Here is a 15,816-nt window from a genome sequence, read left to right as displayed (position 1 = left end):
TTTATGAAAATAAAATCATTTATCAACTTTCAAAAGTTGTCGTTTGTTGCCGTATTATCTATCAGTACTTTAGTGACAGCATGTGGCTCGGACAACAATTCAGACAAATTAGCTAAAGCTGTAAAGTTGGAAAGCGAACGAGCTAAGGGCACTATCATTGAGTCAGTGACAATACATGGAGATAGCACACGCTTAAAAGCCGGTGAAACACATCAACTTAGGGCCTCCGGAGTAGACAGTAATAATGAAACAAGGGATATAACTAACGAATTAACGTGGGAGTCAAGTGACACTAGCATCGCTACTGTCAATAATGCAGGTTTAGTCACGGCAGTCGCTAATTCCGATATCAACCAGGGCATTGTAACCATAACAGGCACTACAATTAATGATATTTCAGGCGAAGGCGAAATCTCTGTCAGTGATGTTGCAGTAAAGACAATAAGTCTAAAACAAGTCACTCCGAGTTCTGGCAATATAAATACCTGCATCGACGCTTATATTCGCGCAGATGTTGGCTATGTAGATGGTTATACTTCGCTAAATACAACAAAAGATATGAGCTTCAGTGTAGACAGTGACTCCAGTGCAGTTGTTACTTCTGACGGTGCGCTATACACATCTGCGCCCCAAGTGGAAAGTAGCACTATTACGGCTCGTATTGGCGACATTGAAGGACAATTAACCGTTACTGCTGATCCTGTTAATTTAGAGACTCTTGATGTACTGTTTGATGATAAGGTTACCAGAATAATTACTTTGAATATTGGTGAACGTATTAACGTTAATGCCCAGTCGAATTTAGACCCTACCGTTTCTACCAAGCAATATCAAATAGACAATTCGATCTCCTGGGCACAAAGCGATCACAGATTAATAGGCATTACAAACTCTGGTGAAAATAAAGGTACTATTTTAGGACTTGCGCAAGGCGTTACTACATTGATAGGAAGCTGTGGTGGCAAAGAAGCAAAAGCAACAATTGAAGTTAAAGGCCAATCTACCATCAATTCTATAAAAATTAATGATGGTAGTGACATTATTACCATAGCGCCATCAGAATCTATAGAGCTCATACTTACCGCAAATTATAGCTCAGCGCCAGACAGCATAAATGTTTCAGAATTTGCACACTGGAACCTCAATGGAAGTGACTTATTTGATGCTGAATTAACTGCTTTAGGCACAGACAAAGCAAGCTTTAAGTTAACGAGCTCAGCAAATAATAAAGGCAGTGCCATTATTTCTGTTATTTATGACAACATTATCAGTAGCGTACGTATTAATATAGAATAATACTGTTAGACTTGCAGAAGGCATAAAAGTAACGTACACCATGCGATCGAAGTCCAGAAAATGATTTCTTTCGACCTTTAAAAGCCAGACACGAGGTCAGGCTTTTTCACATCAGTACGCAGCTTACTTTTCGTGGTGCAAACGCATATACGGCGGCAGCAAAGGCCTATAGCTCATTTTTCAAAGCCGCCCACTCCTCAGCTGACAGTATCTTCGGCGCTACCCTGGGTAAGCCGGAAGCATAAAACAGCGGCGACGTTTTGTAGCTGCCGCTAATGCGGCTGGTAACCACAATCCAGATAAAGCGGGCGATAACGCCAAAGAGTCCGCGCTGCTTTAGCTGCGGTGTGCCAAGCGCGGTATCGGTGTTTACAGCAGCAACCTTGCTGCCGAAATCGTCATTCATCCGCTGCCGGTCCAGGCAACTGTGGATCAGGCCAATAAAGGCTACTTTGGGGTTAGCTATGGTGTTGCCAATCGGCGTATCGCAGCATGACGCATACCAACGCAGCATACCTGTGTCGCTAAGGCGGATGGCCGCCAGACAATCCTCGCCCTGCAAAAAACGCAGTCGAGATTGGGCAACTTGCACAATTTCAGTGCCGCCCTGCTCGTCCAGTACATCAGCCGCTTTGCCAAGGTAACCAGCAAATGCCCGGCAATCTGTGCAGTAGCAAATAATGCGGCTGTGGGTGCCTGAGCCTTCAACCTGGCCGCGCACACTGCCGCATTTACATTGGATTGCATGCATCACCAGTAACTCCTTTTTACGTATAATTTTTATCTGACACTAATTATTTCTTAAATTTTTAAAGCGCCATATGCAACAGTGGGTAAGCTTTGCCCTGTCCATCGACTGCTGAGCGGCCTGTTACTTTAAAACCAAGATGCTGGTAAAAACCAAGTGCCTGCACATTCTGTTCATTGACGTCGACTTTTAACGCGCCCTGCTCGTTGATAGCATGGGCTGCTAACATGGCACCAATGCCTTTACCGCGCGCAGCTGGCGCAATAAATAGCATTTCAATATTACCGTCGTGGACACCGCAAAAACCCTGTATTTCACCCTCGCCATTTTTAGCGCACCTTAAATCAACGGCGTCAAAATAGTGTTGCAGTATTAAAGGCTTTAACTCCTGCAGATCAGCTTCGGCCAGAAAATCATGGGTTGCTCTAACCGAGGCTTCCCAGATTTCTATCAGCTTTAAGTGATCCGCTTTTTCTACAATATCAATAATCATTAACAAACCCAGTTGAAAATTTAATGCTGCCAACTCAAGCTGCAGTAGAGACGCGGTGCGCCGTATAGGAAATTCGAACTATGTATAACAGAGATGAAGTGCTTGCCTTGTTATACGATGGTGCCATTTTTCTTGAATATCTCCATCGATATTCTTGATATCTTTAGCGCTAGCAAAAATGCCAACACGTGATGCCAATAAAAAACGCTATCAATTCTTGAAATATCGAATCCCTGCATACCGCGTGCATCCTCTCTCTGAGAAATTGCTTTTTCATTCTCTTTGCTTATTGTTATAAATTCTTCAGCTTTATCTTGAACATATTCCCATGTGCCTTCGAGTTTTTGACCTTTATATTCAAAGTTATCTGCCCAAACGGTGTCTGAGGTCATATTTTCTGGGCCTGTTTCCCGATCAAAGTCAAACCTCATTTGCGGGATCATATGCTTTAATCGATCGCACTCTCCAAAATTTGGCTCTGGAGAAACCTCCCATATATCAGCTCTTGATTTCAGCGGATCGCAATCATTTGTAACAACTGTCTCCGCGGCGTATATAAACTCAACTTGCGCTAGTTTTCTCTTAGCGAATTGTTCCTGTAGATATTTTTGTTTCGAAGCATCATTTAACCCTGAAACAGCTGCGATAATACTCAAGATGGCAACAACTTCAAATAAGTAGTCAGTAGACTTCCAGATATTTTCGTGTTTTTTGAATCGAAATAGAACGACATGAAAAAATACTAAACTCACTACAAAGATTACTATTGTAGCTTCTAAGCTATCGTCAAGAAAATGATAGCCGACAACTACAATAGAGAAAGTCATGAAACAGCAGAATAGAAAAGCTTTTAAAGTTTTTTTACGCACAATTATTGCCTCTCTATAACGCCGTTTTAAGCGACTTGTAATAGTTTGCTAAAATGTGAAGCGAAGCGGAACCGAGCAAACTGTTACGAGTCCGACTTGAAAACCCTTGTTAGGCATTTCTAGAATGCTGCAGTCGCACCTCTAATTATGGCTTTTATAAGATCAGTTCTTTCTATTAATGATACTAGATTATTTTCTTTAACTTTGTATTCGGATTGATTCTCGGCCACTTGCTGCTGGGATTCATCACCTTTACGTAAAAATGCAGGGACATCCATATACGCTACTTCGTCCCTATTCGAGTTGCTCTGGTTTAATATTTTGGCTGGCCTCTCATGAGTTAAGCTTTTACTTAATAATTCGGCTTCATTTTGAAGCATTAAAATTCTTTTCTCCATGATGGTTTCAAATTGAGAAAAGCGATCTTTTTGATGAGATAACTCCAATTGAAGTAACCTAATTTCTTTCTTATGAATTAAATTTGAAACAAACCAAGAAAGTCCAACAGCACCGCCAACTAAAGCAAGTATTGAGCTAAGGATATACTTCCAATTATTTATTACAGTTTCACCTATGAATCTAACTAATTCTGGATCTGACATAAATGTTAAATACTCCTTGAATGCCTAACAGCTTACCCAAAGGATCAGAACCCGCGAGTTGCGCTACTGAGATCCCGCAAGTTGCAATTTTGTGTCCAGTCTATGGCGCCAGCTCAATGTAAATCAAGCATTTTATCTTGTAGCAATTTATGCTGCTGCAAACTAAGGGATTGAAACCCTTAAGCTGGCGGTTTGAACCTCTAAAAACAAAAAAGCCAGACACGAGGTCTGGCTTTTTCACATCAGTACGCTGCTTACTTCTCGTGGTGTAACCGCATATGCGGGAACAGGATTACATCACGGATTGATGCGGCGTCGGCCAGTAGCATTACCAGACGGTCGATACCGATGCCCTCGCCTGTTATTGGAAGTAATTCGTCCAGCCGGTTGGTTCCCTTGCACCACCTGGCTACCAGTGGCACCTTGTTACGATTTCTTTTTAACTAAGCGTTTATAAACTATAGAAGCGCCTACACTGCCAGCAGTAAATAGAACAAATGCAACGCCTAAAAATATTTTGAAATATTTGGCTGCATCATCTTCACCTTGAGATAAAGGGCCAAATACATTTCCAATCACATAGAAAATTAAAATGCTCAGGCCAATGCCGATAACACCGCCGATTAGGGCAGTTACTAAACGCATCATATGATCGACCTCCAGAAAATTATTTCTTTCGACTTTTCAAAGTCAGACCAAACACCATCAATAGACAGTCCCGTCGAGATCCTCAGCCAAGACGACCAATCGGTCAACCTTGAGCCATTCCATAAATCAATATGGTCGCCGGTTGGATTGTTGACCGGATCAGTACTTCTTAGCCAATAATCTTTAAAATAAATGATCCCCTTTTTCCCAGAAATATACTTTTTGAAATCTTTAGACGGCACTTTGACTCCTTGTTCAAAAGACGTCGGCCTTACTTTTGACAAGGCATGCGCCAGTTGCTCAGCTCTTAAGATGTGCCCTTCTGATTTAGGATGGTGCCAGCAATGTTCCGCACCCGGTAAAGTTGTCGTATCGAACCCACATGTAGCTAAAGCATTGCCAATACGAATGGCGCATTGGTTTGAGAATGCCGGTTCATTATTCACTGTACACGGATTATCTACATCACTTATAGTCGCATGAGCTTGCCATAAATCTTTGAATTTAATCATATACACGTCCCTTTAGTGTTGCTCTCAGAAAACAATAACGCACCAGAAGAAAACCAGCTTGCTGAACAAGATCTCCCTCAGAGCTACATTGTTTATATTTTGTTATTTATTATGCATTGAAAGAATCAACAAACCAACATAGCAATCACATTTGTAGAGCAGCTTTTTGTTGTCCCTTGAAACAAAACAGCCAGGCATTGCCTGGCTGTTTTAGCGTAAGTGATAACTTACTTATCGTGGTGTAAACGCATATGCGGGAACAGGATCACGTCGCGGATTGACGCGGCGTCGGCCAGTAACATAACCAGGCGGTCGATACCGATTCCCTGGCCAGCTGTTGGCGGTAGGCCGTGCTCCAGCGCGGTTACGAAGTCGTCATCGTAGAACATGGCTTCATCATCACCGGCGTCTTTTTGCGCGACCTGCTCGCGGAAACGCTCAGCCTGATCTTCAGCATCATTAAGCTCGCTAAAGCCGTTGCCCAGCTCGCGGCCGCCGATAAAGAATTCAAAGCGGTCGGTGATTTCCGGGTTGTGGTCGTTGCGGCGCGCCAGTGGTGATACTTCTGCCGGGTATTCAGTAATAAAAGTTGGGTGACGCAGTTTGGTTTCTACCAGCTCGTCAAACACTTCCATTAAAATACGGCCGTGACCATAGTTGGCTTTAACGTCAATGCCCAGGCTCTTGGCTAATTCTGCTACTGCTTCACGTGTCGCCAGTTGCTCTTTAGTTAGCGTTGGGTTGTAGTGCAAGATAGACTCGGTAACCGACATCCGCGCAAATGGTTTACCAAAGTCAAACACTTCGCCCTGATACGGTACTTCGGTGCTACCCAGTACATGCTGCGCCAGGCCGCGGAATAACTTTTCGGTTAAGTCCATTAAATCGTTGTAATCAGCATAGGCCCAGTAGAATTCCAGCATGGTAAATTCCGGATTGTGGCGCGTTGAAACGCCCTCGTTACGGAAGTTACGGTTAAGCTCGAATACTTTTTCAAAGCCGCCAACAACTAAACGCTTTAAATACAGCTCAGGCGCGATACGCAAAAACATCTGCATATCCAGTGCGTTGTGATGGGTTTCAAACGGCCGCGCCGAAGCGCCGCCAGGTATCGCCTGCAGCATTGGCGTTTCAACTTCTAAAAAGCCTTCTTCGTTAAAGAATTTACGAATGTAGGCCACGGTTTTGCTGCGCACTAAAAAGGTATGGCGTGACTGCTCGTTAGAAATAAGGTCCAGGTAACGCTGGCGGTAGCGCGCTTCGTTATCGGTTAAGCCGTGGAATTTATCCGGCAGCGGGCGCAGCGCCTTGGTTAACAGACGAATATCACTTAGCCATACTGTTAGCTCGCCGGTTTGGGTTTTAAATAAATGGCCGCTAGCACCGATAATGTCGCCTAAATCCCATTTTTTAAACTGGTCGTTGTAAACACCTTCTGGCAGGCTGTCGCGCGCGACATACAACTGAATTTTGCCGCCCATATCCGAGATAGTAACAAAGCTGGCTTTACCCATAATACGGCGCGTCATAATGCGGCCGCCCAGGCTTACGGTAATTTTCTGCGCTTCCAGCTCTTCTTTGCTTAAATGGTCGTACTTGGCAATCACGTCGCTGGAGATGCTGTTACGGCGAAAATCGTTCGGGAACATAAAGCCGTCTTCGCGTAGCTGCGCCAGCTTATGTTTTCGCTCAGCAATCAGTTTATTTACGTCCTGAATTTCGTCTTGTGGTTGCTGTTGGTCAGACATAGTGTATTTCCTGATTGAGAGAGAAAGTTAACAATTACAGGCCGGCTTTTAAGCTGGCTTCAATAAATTTATCCAGATCGCCGTCTAACACCGATTGGGTGTTACGGGTTTCGATACCGGTGCGTAAGTCTTTGATGCGCGAGTCATCCAGCACGTAAGAGCGGATCTGGCTGCCCCAGCCGATATCCGACTTGGTGTCTTCCAGTGCCTGCTTTTCCGCATTTTGCTTTTGCAGTTCAAACTCGTATAACTTGGCGCGCAGTTGCTTGTAAGCATTGTCGCGGTTTTTATGCTGCGAGCGGTCGTTCTGACACTGCACCACGATATTAGTGGGTAAGTGAGTAATACGCACGGCAGAGTCGGTACGGTTTACGTGCTGACCACCGGCACCCGAGGCGCGGTAGGTGTCGATCCGTAAATCGGCCGGGTTGATATCAATTTCGATATCGTCATCAATTTCCGGCGAAACAAACACCGAAGCAAAGGAGGTATGGCGGCGGTTACCACTGTCAAACGGGCTTTTGCGTACTAAGCGGTGCACGCCGGTTTCGGTGCGCAGCCAGCCGTAGGCATATTCGCCACTAAATTTAATGGTACAGCCTTTAATACCGGCCACGTCACCGTCGGTTACTTCGTAAAGTTCTGGTTTAAAGCCTTTGTCTTCACCCCAGCGCAGGTACATGCGCATTAAAATGCTGGCCCAGTCCTGTGCTTCGGTACCGCCCGAGCCGGATTGAATATCCAGATAGCAGTCATTTTGATCATTTTTACCGGAGAACATACGGCGAAATTCCAGCAGACTGAGTTGTTTGTCTAAGTCGGCCAGTTCAGTTTTGGCTTCTTCGAAAGTGTCTTCATCTTCGGCTTCTACCGCCAGTTCCAGCAGGCCTTCTACGTCTTCCAGGCCACGGTCCAGCTTGTCGATAGTTCCCACGACCTGTTCCAGTGCCGAGCGCTCTTTACCCAGCGCCTGAGCTTTATCCGGCGTATTCCAGATGGCGGAATCTTCCAGCTCGCGCGAGACTTCTTCTAAGCGTTCTTTTTTGCCATCGTAGTCAAAGATACCCCCGAAGCACCTTGGTGCGTTCAGTAAGATCTTTAATGCTGTTGTACACCGGATTGACTTCAAACATGCTGTGCTCGGTAACCTTGAATAACGGGAGAAAAAACAGGCGGCGATTGTAGCAAATTTATCGCAGGACGTGCAGCCATCTAAGCATTAAAAAATGCCAGCCCAACTCTGCAGGCCGGTTTACAGTGCCTGCATATGCCGCACTATCAGCTGCAGGCTTTGTTTATCGCGGTATTCATTAATATCCAGCTGGTAAGCCAGTTGGACTTTTTGCACGTTAACATTAGGCCAGGCTTTGTTGTTAGCATTAAACCAGATGGCATCTACCAGGGTGCCCGTTGGCGTTTGCAGCATCATTTTCAGGTGTTTGTCAGCCAGCATTTTCTGGCTTATTAGAGTAAATTCACCGTCAAACACCGGCTCTGGAAAGGCCTGGCCCCAGGGGCCGGCATTTTGCAGCAACTGGCTAAAGCCAATATCAAAGCAGTCGGCCGGCAGCTCGCCGTCGGTGTAAATAACGGCGGTTAACTGCTCTGGCGTCAGGCGTTTTTTTGCCGTTAAATTCAGGGCCAGTTTAAAGGTGTCCAGCCGCTCGGCACTGATGGTTAACCCGGCTGCCATGGCATGGCCGCCAAATTTTTTGATAAGACCTGGGTAATGGCTGGAAATTTCTTCCAGTAAATCACGGATATGTAAGCCATTTATCGAGCGTGCCGAACCTTTTAACTCGCCTTCGTCACCCTGGGCAAACACTATGGTAGGCCGGTGAAACTGCTCTTTAATGCGGCCGGCCAAAATGCCAATAACGCCCTGATGCCAGTCGTGCCGGTACAAACATAAGCATTCTGGCAACTCAGCGCCGTCAAACGATAGCTGGCTTAAAAACGCCTGTGCCTCGGTTTGCATGCTTTGCTCTATCGCGCGGCGCTCTACATTTAAACTGTCCAGTTCAGCAGCATATTGCCGCGCCAGGCCTAAATCCCCGGCGAGCAGACAACTTATGCCAAGCGACATATCATCCAGCCGGCCGGCGGCATTTAAACGCGGAGCCAGAGCAAAACCAAAGTCACTGGCTGTCAGTTTGGCCGCACTGCGGTTAGCTACATCTATCAGTGCCTGTATCCCGGGGCGGCATTTACCACTGCGAATACGCATTAGCCCCTGATACACTAAAATACGGTTGTTGGCGTCCAGTGGTACGACATCGGCCACGGTGCCCAGTGCGACTAAGTCGAGTAATTCAGCTAAGTTTGGCTCTTTCTGCTCAGGCGTAAAATAGCCTTGCTGCCGCAATTTGGCTCTGAGCGCCAGCAGCAGATAAAAGGCTACACCTACGCCTGCCAGCGCTTTGCTGGCAAAGGTGCAACCGGGTTGGTTAGGGTTTACTATCGCATCGGCAGCCGGCAGTTCGGCACCTGCCAGGTGATGATCGGTTACCAGCACCTTAACACCGGCCTTTTTTGCCAGCGCTACCCCTTCAATCGCGGATATGCCGTTATCGACGGTGACAATCAGCTCTGCGCCTTGTGCCACCGCCAGCTCGGCCATTTCCGGCGTTAAGCCATAACCGTATTCAAAGCGGTTAGGTACCAGGTATTCTACCCGCTTAAACCCCAGCGCTTTAAGGCCGGTTACCAACACGGCGGTACTGGTGGCCCCGTCGGCGTCAAAGTCGCCAACTATCACCAGCTGTTGCTGCAGGGTAAGCGCCTGACACAGCAACTGCACTGCGGCATCTATACCTTTTAAGCTGCTAAACGGCAGTAAACCGGCGGCACCGCGCTCCAGCTCGGAGACATTGCTAACCCCCCGGCTGGCATACAGCCGGGTAAGCAACGGATGCAGGTTGTTGGCTAAATCAGGTAAAACGCCGGGTAAGGGCCGGCGCACTATACTGGGGTTAACTACAGACATAATGGCTTAAGATTTAGCCTCTAACTGCGCCAACAAGGCTTTGGCTGGCTGATAACCAGGAATTAAACGGCCACTGGGTAATATAATTGCCGGTGTGCCGTTAATGCCAAACGACTGGCCCATTTCATACTGGCTTTTAACCGGGTTGGCACACATGGCCGGCTGAATTTTATCGCCGTCTTTTGCGGCATCCATAGCGCCACGGCTGTCTTTGGTACACCAGATATGCTGCATCTGCAGATAAGTTTCCGAACCTACACCACCGCGCGGAAACGCCAGGTAACGCACGGTGATACCGGCGTTGTTGTAGTCTTTCATCTCGTTGTGTAATTTACGGCAGTAACCACAGGTGGGGTCGGTAAACACGTTGATGACGTATTTTTCATTTTTGGCTTTATATTCAATCACGCCATCGGCTGCCTTAGCCACTTGCTGCTTAATGTACGGCCGCATTTGCTGCTCGTTTACCAATTGCTGGTTTTTCAGATCGTAAATATTACCTTCAATAAAGAACTGGCCATTTGCAGAGGTAAAAAACAGCCCTTTGTTGGTAAACACCTGCAACATGTTGTCCATTGGCCCTTCAGATACCGCATTCACAGTTAAATTAAGGGCGGCAAATTGTTGCTCAATATGCTGGTACTGCGGCTCTGCCGGCAAGCTCTGCGCGGCCGCCCCTGCCATAAAACCTAAACCACAAAGCGCAACGACTAACTTTTTCATAACGATTCCTACCTGGCGCTCAAGGGCGCGGATGATGTAATTGATGCAGGCTTTGCAATCTGGCCTGCGCAACATGGGTATAAATTTGCGTAGTAGATAAGTCGCTGTGGCCCAGCAACATCTGTACAACGCGCAAATCGGCACCATGGTTCAGTAAATGGGTGGCAAACGCATGGCGTAACGTATGTGGCGACAGCGTAGCCTGAATGTGCGCTACTTTGGCATAAAACTTAATGCGGTGCCAGAACGTTTGCCGCGTCATTTGCTGCGCCCGGCTGCTGGGAAACACCACATCCAACAGCTGGCCACCCAGTAACTGCCCCCTGGCCTCGCGCAGATAGCGCTGCAACCAGTGTGCAGCTTCTTCGCCCATCGGCACTAAGCGCTCTTTCTGACCTTTACCCACTACCCTTACCAGACCGTGCTGCAGGTTAATTTGTTGCATACTCAGGCCAACTAATTCCGACACCCTAAGGCCACTGGCATACAGCAGCTCCAACATGGCTTTGTCACGAAACTGAATAGGGTCGTTAATATCAGGCGCATTTAGCAAGGCATCTACGTCCTGCTCGGATAAACTTTTTGGCAGGCTGCGGCCGATTTTCGGGTTTAACAGTTGCGACAACGGGTTATCAGCAATCTTGCCGCTTTGATGCAGATAAGCATAAAAGCGCCGCAGGCTGCTAAGCGCGCGGGAGGTGCTGCGCGGGCTAAATTGTTTGTCGACCCGCTGCGCCAGATAGCGGTTTACCAACAGGCTGTCGCAACTTACTAAATTGCACTGTTGGTTAGCTAAAAATAAGGCAAACTTTTTTAAATCAGTGCCGTAGGCGCTCAGTGTATGTTCGCTAACACCTTTATCCAGCCATAGCTGATCCAAAAAGGCGCTGATCAATGTCTGCTCTGTTGCTGCAATTGTAGTTGCTGTCACTGCTGTTACTGCCAAAGCCGCCTGTGCGTTCATGCCGCTTATGGTAGCGCATGCCGGCTAAGGCGCAAAGCCAGCATTTTGCCGCCTGTACTATTCTGCTACACTATGCCACCTTTTTTAGCGCCTGTTAGTTGTGAGACTGTGATGAAAATTGGCCTCTTTTACGGCTCTACCACCTGCTACACCGAAATCGTGGCAGAAAAAATTCAGGCATTAATCGGCGCCGACACTGTTGAGCTGAACAATATAAAGCAGGTGCCGTTAAGTAAAATGGCCGACTACGATATATTGATCCTCGGCCTGTCGACCTGGGATTTTGGTGAAATACAGGAAGACTGGGAAGCGCACTGGGACGAGATTTCAAGCGTCAACTTGCAGGGTAAAATTATCGCCATTTATGGCATGGGCGACCAGCTTGGCTATGCCGAATGGTTTATTGATGCGGTGGGCATGCTGCACGAGGTTATCGCCGCCCAACCAACGCAGCGGGTTGGCTACTGGCCGGTTGACGGTTATGACTTTATAGCGTCAAAAGCCCTGACTGAAGATGGTAAGTTTTTTGTTGGTTTGGCGCTTGATGATGAAAACCAGTACGACCAGACCGACGCGCGGTTAAATGACTGGGTTAGCCAGATTTTGCAGGAAATAGCCGAGCGGCTTTAATTAAATTAAAGCCGCTACATCACCAACAGATCAATTCAAGTATCTATTCATAAATCTATTCACAAAACACCTGGAATAGCTATGCATCAATAAGTTAGATGTGCTAACTTGATAACTAAATCAATTCAGCAACGTCGAAATGGATAACAAAACCAGCGCTCAGCACATCTTACAACTGTTGCAACGCCAGCCGATGACAGCGCGTCAACTACTAGATAGGTTGCAAATAAGCCAACCTACTTTGTCACGCCGAATTCAGCAATTGGGCGAGCAGATATTACAATTGGGGCAGGCACGTAACGCCAAATACTACGCCGTGCGTAAAACAGACAATAAGATTAACTGGCCACTGTATCAGGTATCTGCCGCAGGTGAACCGGCATTGGTTGGCCATTTAATCTCTTTGTATCCTAGTTATTACTGCTTCCAAGACGCCGCTGCGGACTTTGTCCTCTATGACGATCTGCCATGGTTTATCCAGGATATTAAACCGCGGGGTTTTATTGGCCGTGCTTTGGCGAATCAATGGTGGCAACGGGTAGGACTCTGCTCACCAGATCCCAAAGACTGGCGCGCTGAAGATGTGCTGACTGCATTAACGCTGATACCTCATGATTCTGTTGGCGATTTGTTGATAGGTGAACAAAGTTATTATTCCTGGCTTTCACAAGCGCCCAGAGAGATCTCATTACAGGATCTGCCGCAACAAGCTGCCCAGGCAGAGCAAGGTGAAACAACAGGCTCCTCCGTCGCTGGCGAACAGCCTAAATTCCTCTGTACAATAGACGAAACACATTACCTGGTGAAATTCAGCGCGGCAGTCAATAATGCGGTAAGCCAGCGTTGGGCAGACTTGCTTAAAGCGGAAGCCCTGGCGTTAAAGATGCTGACACAACTCAATATTGCGGCCGCCGACACCCACCTCTACCAGTCTGATGCAAGAGTGTTTTTGTTGTCAAAGCGCTTTGACCGGCAAGGTTTATTCGGACGCTGTGGCGTTGCTTCACTTGAGGCTATTGATGCAGAATTTATTGGGCAGGCGGGTTTACCCTGGCCCGCCATTGCAGAACAGATGCATGCTCAGGCGCTACTGCCCGATTTAGATCTGGCAAAGATCAAGTTGCTGTGGTGTTTTTGTTTATTAATAGGTAATACTGATACTCATAATGGCAATCTGTCATTTTTTTATGATGCTGTTTTTGATCTCAAAACCACTCCCCGCTTCAGGCTAACCCCTGCTTACGATGTACTGCCAATGGCATTTGCACCAACTCGTGCCGGCACTATGTTGCAACAGGGCTACAGGCCCCAATTACGGCCAGAAGTAGAAGGCAAATACTGGCGTCAGGCTTATCCGATTGCCTTAACGTATTGGCAGCAACTTAGTACAGATCACCAATTTAGCGAAGAGTTCCGCCAACTGGCAGCTGAAACGATATTGCAGCTGACACCGTTAGAGTCAGCAATTAAGCGGATGCTGTGAGCAGACTTAGGATCGGCGACGGCATCGGCTAATCCCTACCAGGGCATATACGGCTGTTAAAACGGGCTGCTGCACTAAAACTTCAGATAAAAATCCCGCAACAACGCTTTGTACTCCGCGGTATAACTGCCGTCGGCCTGCTGAATAATCAGGCTGCTATGTGCAGTATCCTGCACTTGCCGGCCTAAACTGAATAATAGCCGCTGCGCCGGTTTCAACGCCGTGCTGCGTACCTCGCAGCGCTGCGCTAAGTGCCAGCCAGTGGCAGTGGCAAGTGTTATCAACTGCTCTGCGCCCGTTAGTGGCAGTATCAGTGTAAAGACGCCGTGATCTGTCAGCAATTCAGCTGCTTTATCCAGCAAGGCGGCAAAGGGTAAGCTGTCGTTATGTCGTGCTAGTTGCCGCCTGACATCTTTAGCCGCCAGGGCTTGCTGAAAAAACGGTGGGTTAGACACAATTAAGCGGTAACGTTTGTCACTGCGATAGGTTAGAATGTCGCCCCTTATCAGCTGCACCGCGCTGGGCCAGGGGCTGTTTGCCACATTTTGTGCCGCTTGTGTTGCGGCTGCGTGGTCCAGCTCTACCGCATCGATAAGGTTGGCACCCAGGCTGCGCTGAGCTAACATCAGGCTTATCAGGCCTGAACCGGCACCAATATCGAGTATAGCGCTACCCGCGGGTGGCAAGGGCGCAAAGGCGCCCAGCAATAAGCCGTCAGTGCCAACTTTCATCGCGCACTGATCATGAGCAACATAGAATTTTTTACATTGAAAACCGGCTGACATCAGCACCTCCACCCCGCCAGTTTACGGCGAAGCAGGCGCGCTGTCACCGTACAGGCAATCAGGCTGAGGACACCATGACAACATTCGCAGATTTTCAACTGGACGACGATATTAACCGCGCCATCAGCATGCGCGGTTTTGACCAGCCGACGCTGATCCAGGAAATGGCGATCCCACTGGCACTGGAAGGCAGAGATTTACTGGCCAGTGCGCCAACCGGCACCGGTAAAACGCTGGCCTTTGTGCTGCCGGCCATTCAGTATCTGCTGGATTTTGGCCGCAAAGATCCCGGCTTTGCCCGGGTGCTGGTAATGACGCCAACCCGCGAGTTAGCCTATCAGGTATATGACGAGTTTAAGCACTTTACCCAGTTTACCGAGCTAAACGTTGGCGTGATCACCGGTGGCATTAACTATGGCAGCCATAAAGACACGCTGGAAAAAAACAACGATATTCTGATTGCCACACCTGGCCGCTTAACCGAATACCTGGATGAAGAAAGCTTTCAGGCCGACGAAGTAGAACTACTTATTCTGGATGAAGCCGACCGCATGCTGGACATGGGCTTTATTGGCGAAATGAACCGCATCGTGCTGGAAGCGCGCCGCCGCCGGCAAACCTTCTTGTTTTCAGCCACGCTCGAAGGCAGCAATTTAGAGCGCTTTGCAGCGCGGGCGTTAAAAGAGCCGGAGCGGATAGAAGCGATACCGTCACGTAAAGAAAACGCCAAAATCCTGCAATGGGTGCATTTGGCCGATGATGCCCAGCATAAACTGGCGCTGCTAATTCATCTGCTAAAGCAGCCGGAAGTCACCAAATCCATAGTGTTTATTAAAACCCGCGAGCGCTTAGCCAGTTTAACCGGCCAGCTGGAAACCGCCGGTTTACGCTGTGGCTGGTTACAGGGCGAGATGCCACAAGACAAACGTATGCAGGCGGTAGAACGCTTTAGCAGCGGCCGGGTAAAAATTTTACTGGCAACCGATATTGCCGCCCGTGGTCTGGATATCGATGATATCAGTCATGTTATCAATTTTGATATGCCGCGTACTGCCGATGTTTACCTGCACCGTATCGGCCGAACTGGCCGCGCCGGTAAAAAAGGTACCGCCATTTCGCTGATTGAAGCACACGATGTGGCCATACTGGCCAAAGTAGAACGCTATGTTGAACAAAAGCTGAAACGACGCGTAATAGAGGCACTACGGCCAAAAAACAAAGAAGCCAAAGTGCCGGTTAAAAAGAAAAAGCCCGGCAAAGTGGCGGCTAAAAAAATCGTTAAAAAAGTAAAAAAATAACCTGCTAAGCGGTAAGCCGCCCGTAAAACTG

General features: G+C 47.7%; 16 protein-coding genes and 1 pseudogene. 4 read left to right on the top strand and 13 right to left on the bottom strand.

The genetic code is table 11. The features are described 5' to 3' along the window. Nucleotides 1-3 precede the first annotated feature (3 nt). Nucleotides 4-1,296 (top strand): Ig-like domain-containing protein, encoded by a 1,293-nt coding sequence (locus tag MN202_RS02740; RefSeq protein WP_335734558.1) that lies wholly within the window; start codon nucleotides 4-6, stop codon nucleotides 1,294-1,296. Nucleotides 1,297-1,462: 166 nt separating this feature from the next. On the opposite strand, the gene MN202_RS02735 is transcribed toward MN202_RS02740, so the two are convergent. From MN202_RS02735 to xerD, 12 genes and pseudogenes are all read right to left on the bottom strand, one after another. Continuing rightward, entirely contained in the window at nucleotides 1,463-2,047 is a 585-nt protein-coding gene (locus MN202_RS02735) for a DUF6151 family protein (protein WP_335734812.1), read from the bottom strand. Nucleotides 2,048-2,105: 58 nt separating this feature from the next. Further along, entirely contained in the window at nucleotides 2,106-2,537 is a 432-nt protein-coding gene (locus MN202_RS02730) for an acetyltransferase (RefSeq protein ID WP_335734557.1), read from the bottom strand. A gap of 110 nt (nucleotides 2,538-2,647) precedes the next feature. After that, nucleotides 2,648-3,406 (bottom strand): hypothetical protein, encoded by a 759-nt coding sequence (locus tag MN202_RS02725; protein ID WP_335734556.1) that lies wholly within the window; start codon nucleotides 3,404-3,406, stop codon nucleotides 2,648-2,650. A gap of 119 nt (nucleotides 3,407-3,525) precedes the next feature. Continuing rightward, a complete protein-coding gene (locus MN202_RS02720) occupies nucleotides 3,526-4,008 on the bottom strand; it encodes a hypothetical protein (protein WP_335734555.1) in 483 nt (160 codons plus the stop codon). A 254-nt stretch (nucleotides 4,009-4,262) separates the two neighbouring features. Next, nucleotides 4,263-4,382: pseudogene (locus MN202_RS02715) on the bottom strand (amino acid--tRNA ligase-related protein); the annotation flags it as partial. Between the two features lie 52 nt (nucleotides 4,383-4,434). Further along, nucleotides 4,435-4,656: a hypothetical protein gene (locus MN202_RS02710; RefSeq protein WP_335734554.1), complete on the bottom strand. Its 222-nt coding sequence runs from the start codon at nucleotides 4,654-4,656 to the stop codon at nucleotides 4,435-4,437. Further along, nucleotides 4,653-5,168 carry a type VI secretion system amidase effector protein Tae4 gene (locus tag MN202_RS02705; RefSeq protein ID WP_335734553.1) on the bottom strand — a complete coding sequence of 172 codons (516 nt, stop codon included), beginning with the start codon at nucleotides 5,166-5,168 and terminating at the stop codon, nucleotides 4,653-4,655. Before MN202_RS02705 ends, MN202_RS02710 begins: the two co-directional genes overlap by 4 nt. Before the next feature lie 227 nt (nucleotides 5,169-5,395). Continuing rightward, nucleotides 5,396-6,916: a lysine--tRNA ligase gene (gene lysS / locus MN202_RS02700; RefSeq protein WP_335734552.1), complete on the bottom strand. Its 1,521-nt coding sequence runs from the start codon at nucleotides 6,914-6,916 to the stop codon at nucleotides 5,396-5,398. Between the two features lie 34 nt (nucleotides 6,917-6,950). Beyond that, nucleotides 6,951-8,049, bottom strand: a protein-coding gene (gene prfB / locus MN202_RS02695) for a peptide chain release factor 2 (RefSeq protein ID WP_335734551.1) whose coding sequence is annotated in 2 segments (ribosomal slippage) — nucleotides 6,951-7,973 and nucleotides 7,975-8,049 — 1,098 coding nt in all. Because the reading frame shifts where the segments join, the coding sequence is not laid out codon by codon here. A gap of 119 nt (nucleotides 8,050-8,168) precedes the next feature. Then, nucleotides 8,169-9,902, bottom strand: coding sequence for a single-stranded-DNA-specific exonuclease RecJ (recJ, locus tag MN202_RS02690; protein ID WP_335734550.1), 1,734 nt, complete (start codon nucleotides 9,900-9,902; stop codon nucleotides 8,169-8,171). A 6-nt stretch (nucleotides 9,903-9,908) separates the two neighbouring features. Beyond that, on the bottom strand, nucleotides 9,909-10,625 hold the full coding sequence (dsbC, locus tag MN202_RS02685) for a bifunctional protein-disulfide isomerase/oxidoreductase DsbC (RefSeq protein WP_335734549.1): 717 nt from the start codon (nucleotides 10,623-10,625) through the stop codon (nucleotides 9,909-9,911). Nucleotides 10,626-10,644: 19 nt separating this feature from the next. After that, nucleotides 10,645-11,589: a site-specific tyrosine recombinase XerD gene (gene xerD, locus MN202_RS02680; protein WP_472511561.1), complete on the bottom strand. Its 945-nt coding sequence runs from the start codon at nucleotides 11,587-11,589 to the stop codon at nucleotides 10,645-10,647. A 111-nt stretch (nucleotides 11,590-11,700) separates the two neighbouring features. On the opposite strand from xerD, the gene fldB reads away from it, so the two are divergent. Together fldB and yjjJ are read left to right on the top strand one after the other, a co-directional pair. After that, entirely contained in the window at nucleotides 11,701-12,219 is a 519-nt protein-coding gene (gene fldB / locus MN202_RS02675) for a flavodoxin FldB (protein WP_335734548.1), read from the top strand. A gap of 139 nt (nucleotides 12,220-12,358) precedes the next feature. Then, nucleotides 12,359-13,702: a type II toxin-antitoxin system HipA family toxin YjjJ gene (gene yjjJ / locus MN202_RS02670; protein WP_335734547.1), complete on the top strand. Its 1,344-nt coding sequence runs from the start codon at nucleotides 12,359-12,361 to the stop codon at nucleotides 13,700-13,702. Between the two features lie 74 nt (nucleotides 13,703-13,776). On the opposite strand, the gene MN202_RS02665 is transcribed toward yjjJ, so the two are convergent. Next, nucleotides 13,777-14,487, bottom strand: coding sequence for a tRNA1(Val) (adenine(37)-N6)-methyltransferase (locus tag MN202_RS02665; RefSeq protein ID WP_335734546.1), 711 nt, complete (start codon nucleotides 14,485-14,487; stop codon nucleotides 13,777-13,779). 74 nt (nucleotides 14,488-14,561) lie between these two features. Between MN202_RS02665 and srmB the strand changes: the two genes are divergently transcribed. After that, a complete protein-coding gene (srmB, locus tag MN202_RS02660) occupies nucleotides 14,562-15,785 on the top strand; it encodes an ATP-dependent RNA helicase SrmB (protein ID WP_335734545.1) in 1,224 nt (407 codons plus the stop codon). Nucleotides 15,786-15,816: the final 31 nt, after the last annotated feature.

The organism is Rheinheimera muenzenbergensis (assembly GCF_036984005.1).
Taxonomy (GTDB): domain Bacteria; phylum Pseudomonadota; class Gammaproteobacteria; order Enterobacterales; family Alteromonadaceae; genus Alishewanella; species Alishewanella muenzenbergensis.
This window is presented reverse-complemented; position numbering and strand designations above follow the sequence as displayed.

Bases quoted from the DNA above. Each gene is read 5' to 3' on its own strand.
- MN202_RS02740 (WP_335734558.1), top strand. From the start codon at position 4: ATGAAAATAAAATCATTTATCAACTTTCAAAAGTTGTCGTTTGTTGCC.
- MN202_RS02735 (WP_335734812.1), bottom strand. From the start codon at position 2,047: ATGCATGCAATCCAATGTAAATGCGGCAGTGTGCGCGGCCAGGTTGAA.
- MN202_RS02730 (WP_335734557.1), bottom strand. From the start codon at position 2,537: ATGATTATTGATATTGTAGAAAAAGCGGATCACTTAAAGCTGATAGAA.
- MN202_RS02720 (WP_335734555.1), bottom strand. From the start codon at position 4,008: ATGTCAGATCCAGAATTAGTTAGATTCATAGGTGAAACTGTAATAAAT.
- MN202_RS02710 (WP_335734554.1), bottom strand. From the start codon at position 4,656: ATGATGCGTTTAGTAACTGCCCTAATCGGCGGTGTTATCGGCATTGGC.
- MN202_RS02705 (WP_335734553.1), bottom strand. From the start codon at position 5,168: ATGATTAAATTCAAAGATTTATGGCAAGCTCATGCGACTATAAGTGAT.
- lysS (WP_335734552.1), bottom strand. From the start codon at position 6,916: ATGTCTGACCAACAGCAACCACAAGACGAAATTCAGGACGTAAATAAA.
- recJ (WP_335734550.1), bottom strand. From the start codon at position 9,902: ATGTCTGTAGTTAACCCCAGTATAGTGCGCCGGCCCTTACCCGGCGTT.
- dsbC (WP_335734549.1), bottom strand. From the start codon at position 10,625: ATGAAAAAGTTAGTCGTTGCGCTTTGTGGTTTAGGTTTTATGGCAGGG.
- xerD (WP_472511561.1), bottom strand. From the start codon at position 11,589: ATGAACGCACAGGCGGCTTTGGCAGTAACAGCAGTGACAGCAACTACA.
- fldB (WP_335734548.1), top strand. From the start codon at position 11,701: ATGAAAATTGGCCTCTTTTACGGCTCTACCACCTGCTACACCGAAATC.
- yjjJ (WP_335734547.1), top strand. From the start codon at position 12,359: ATGGATAACAAAACCAGCGCTCAGCACATCTTACAACTGTTGCAACGC.
- MN202_RS02665 (WP_335734546.1), bottom strand. From the start codon at position 14,487: ATGTCAGCCGGTTTTCAATGTAAAAAATTCTATGTTGCTCATGATCAG.
- srmB (WP_335734545.1), top strand. From the start codon at position 14,562: ATGACAACATTCGCAGATTTTCAACTGGACGACGATATTAACCGCGCC.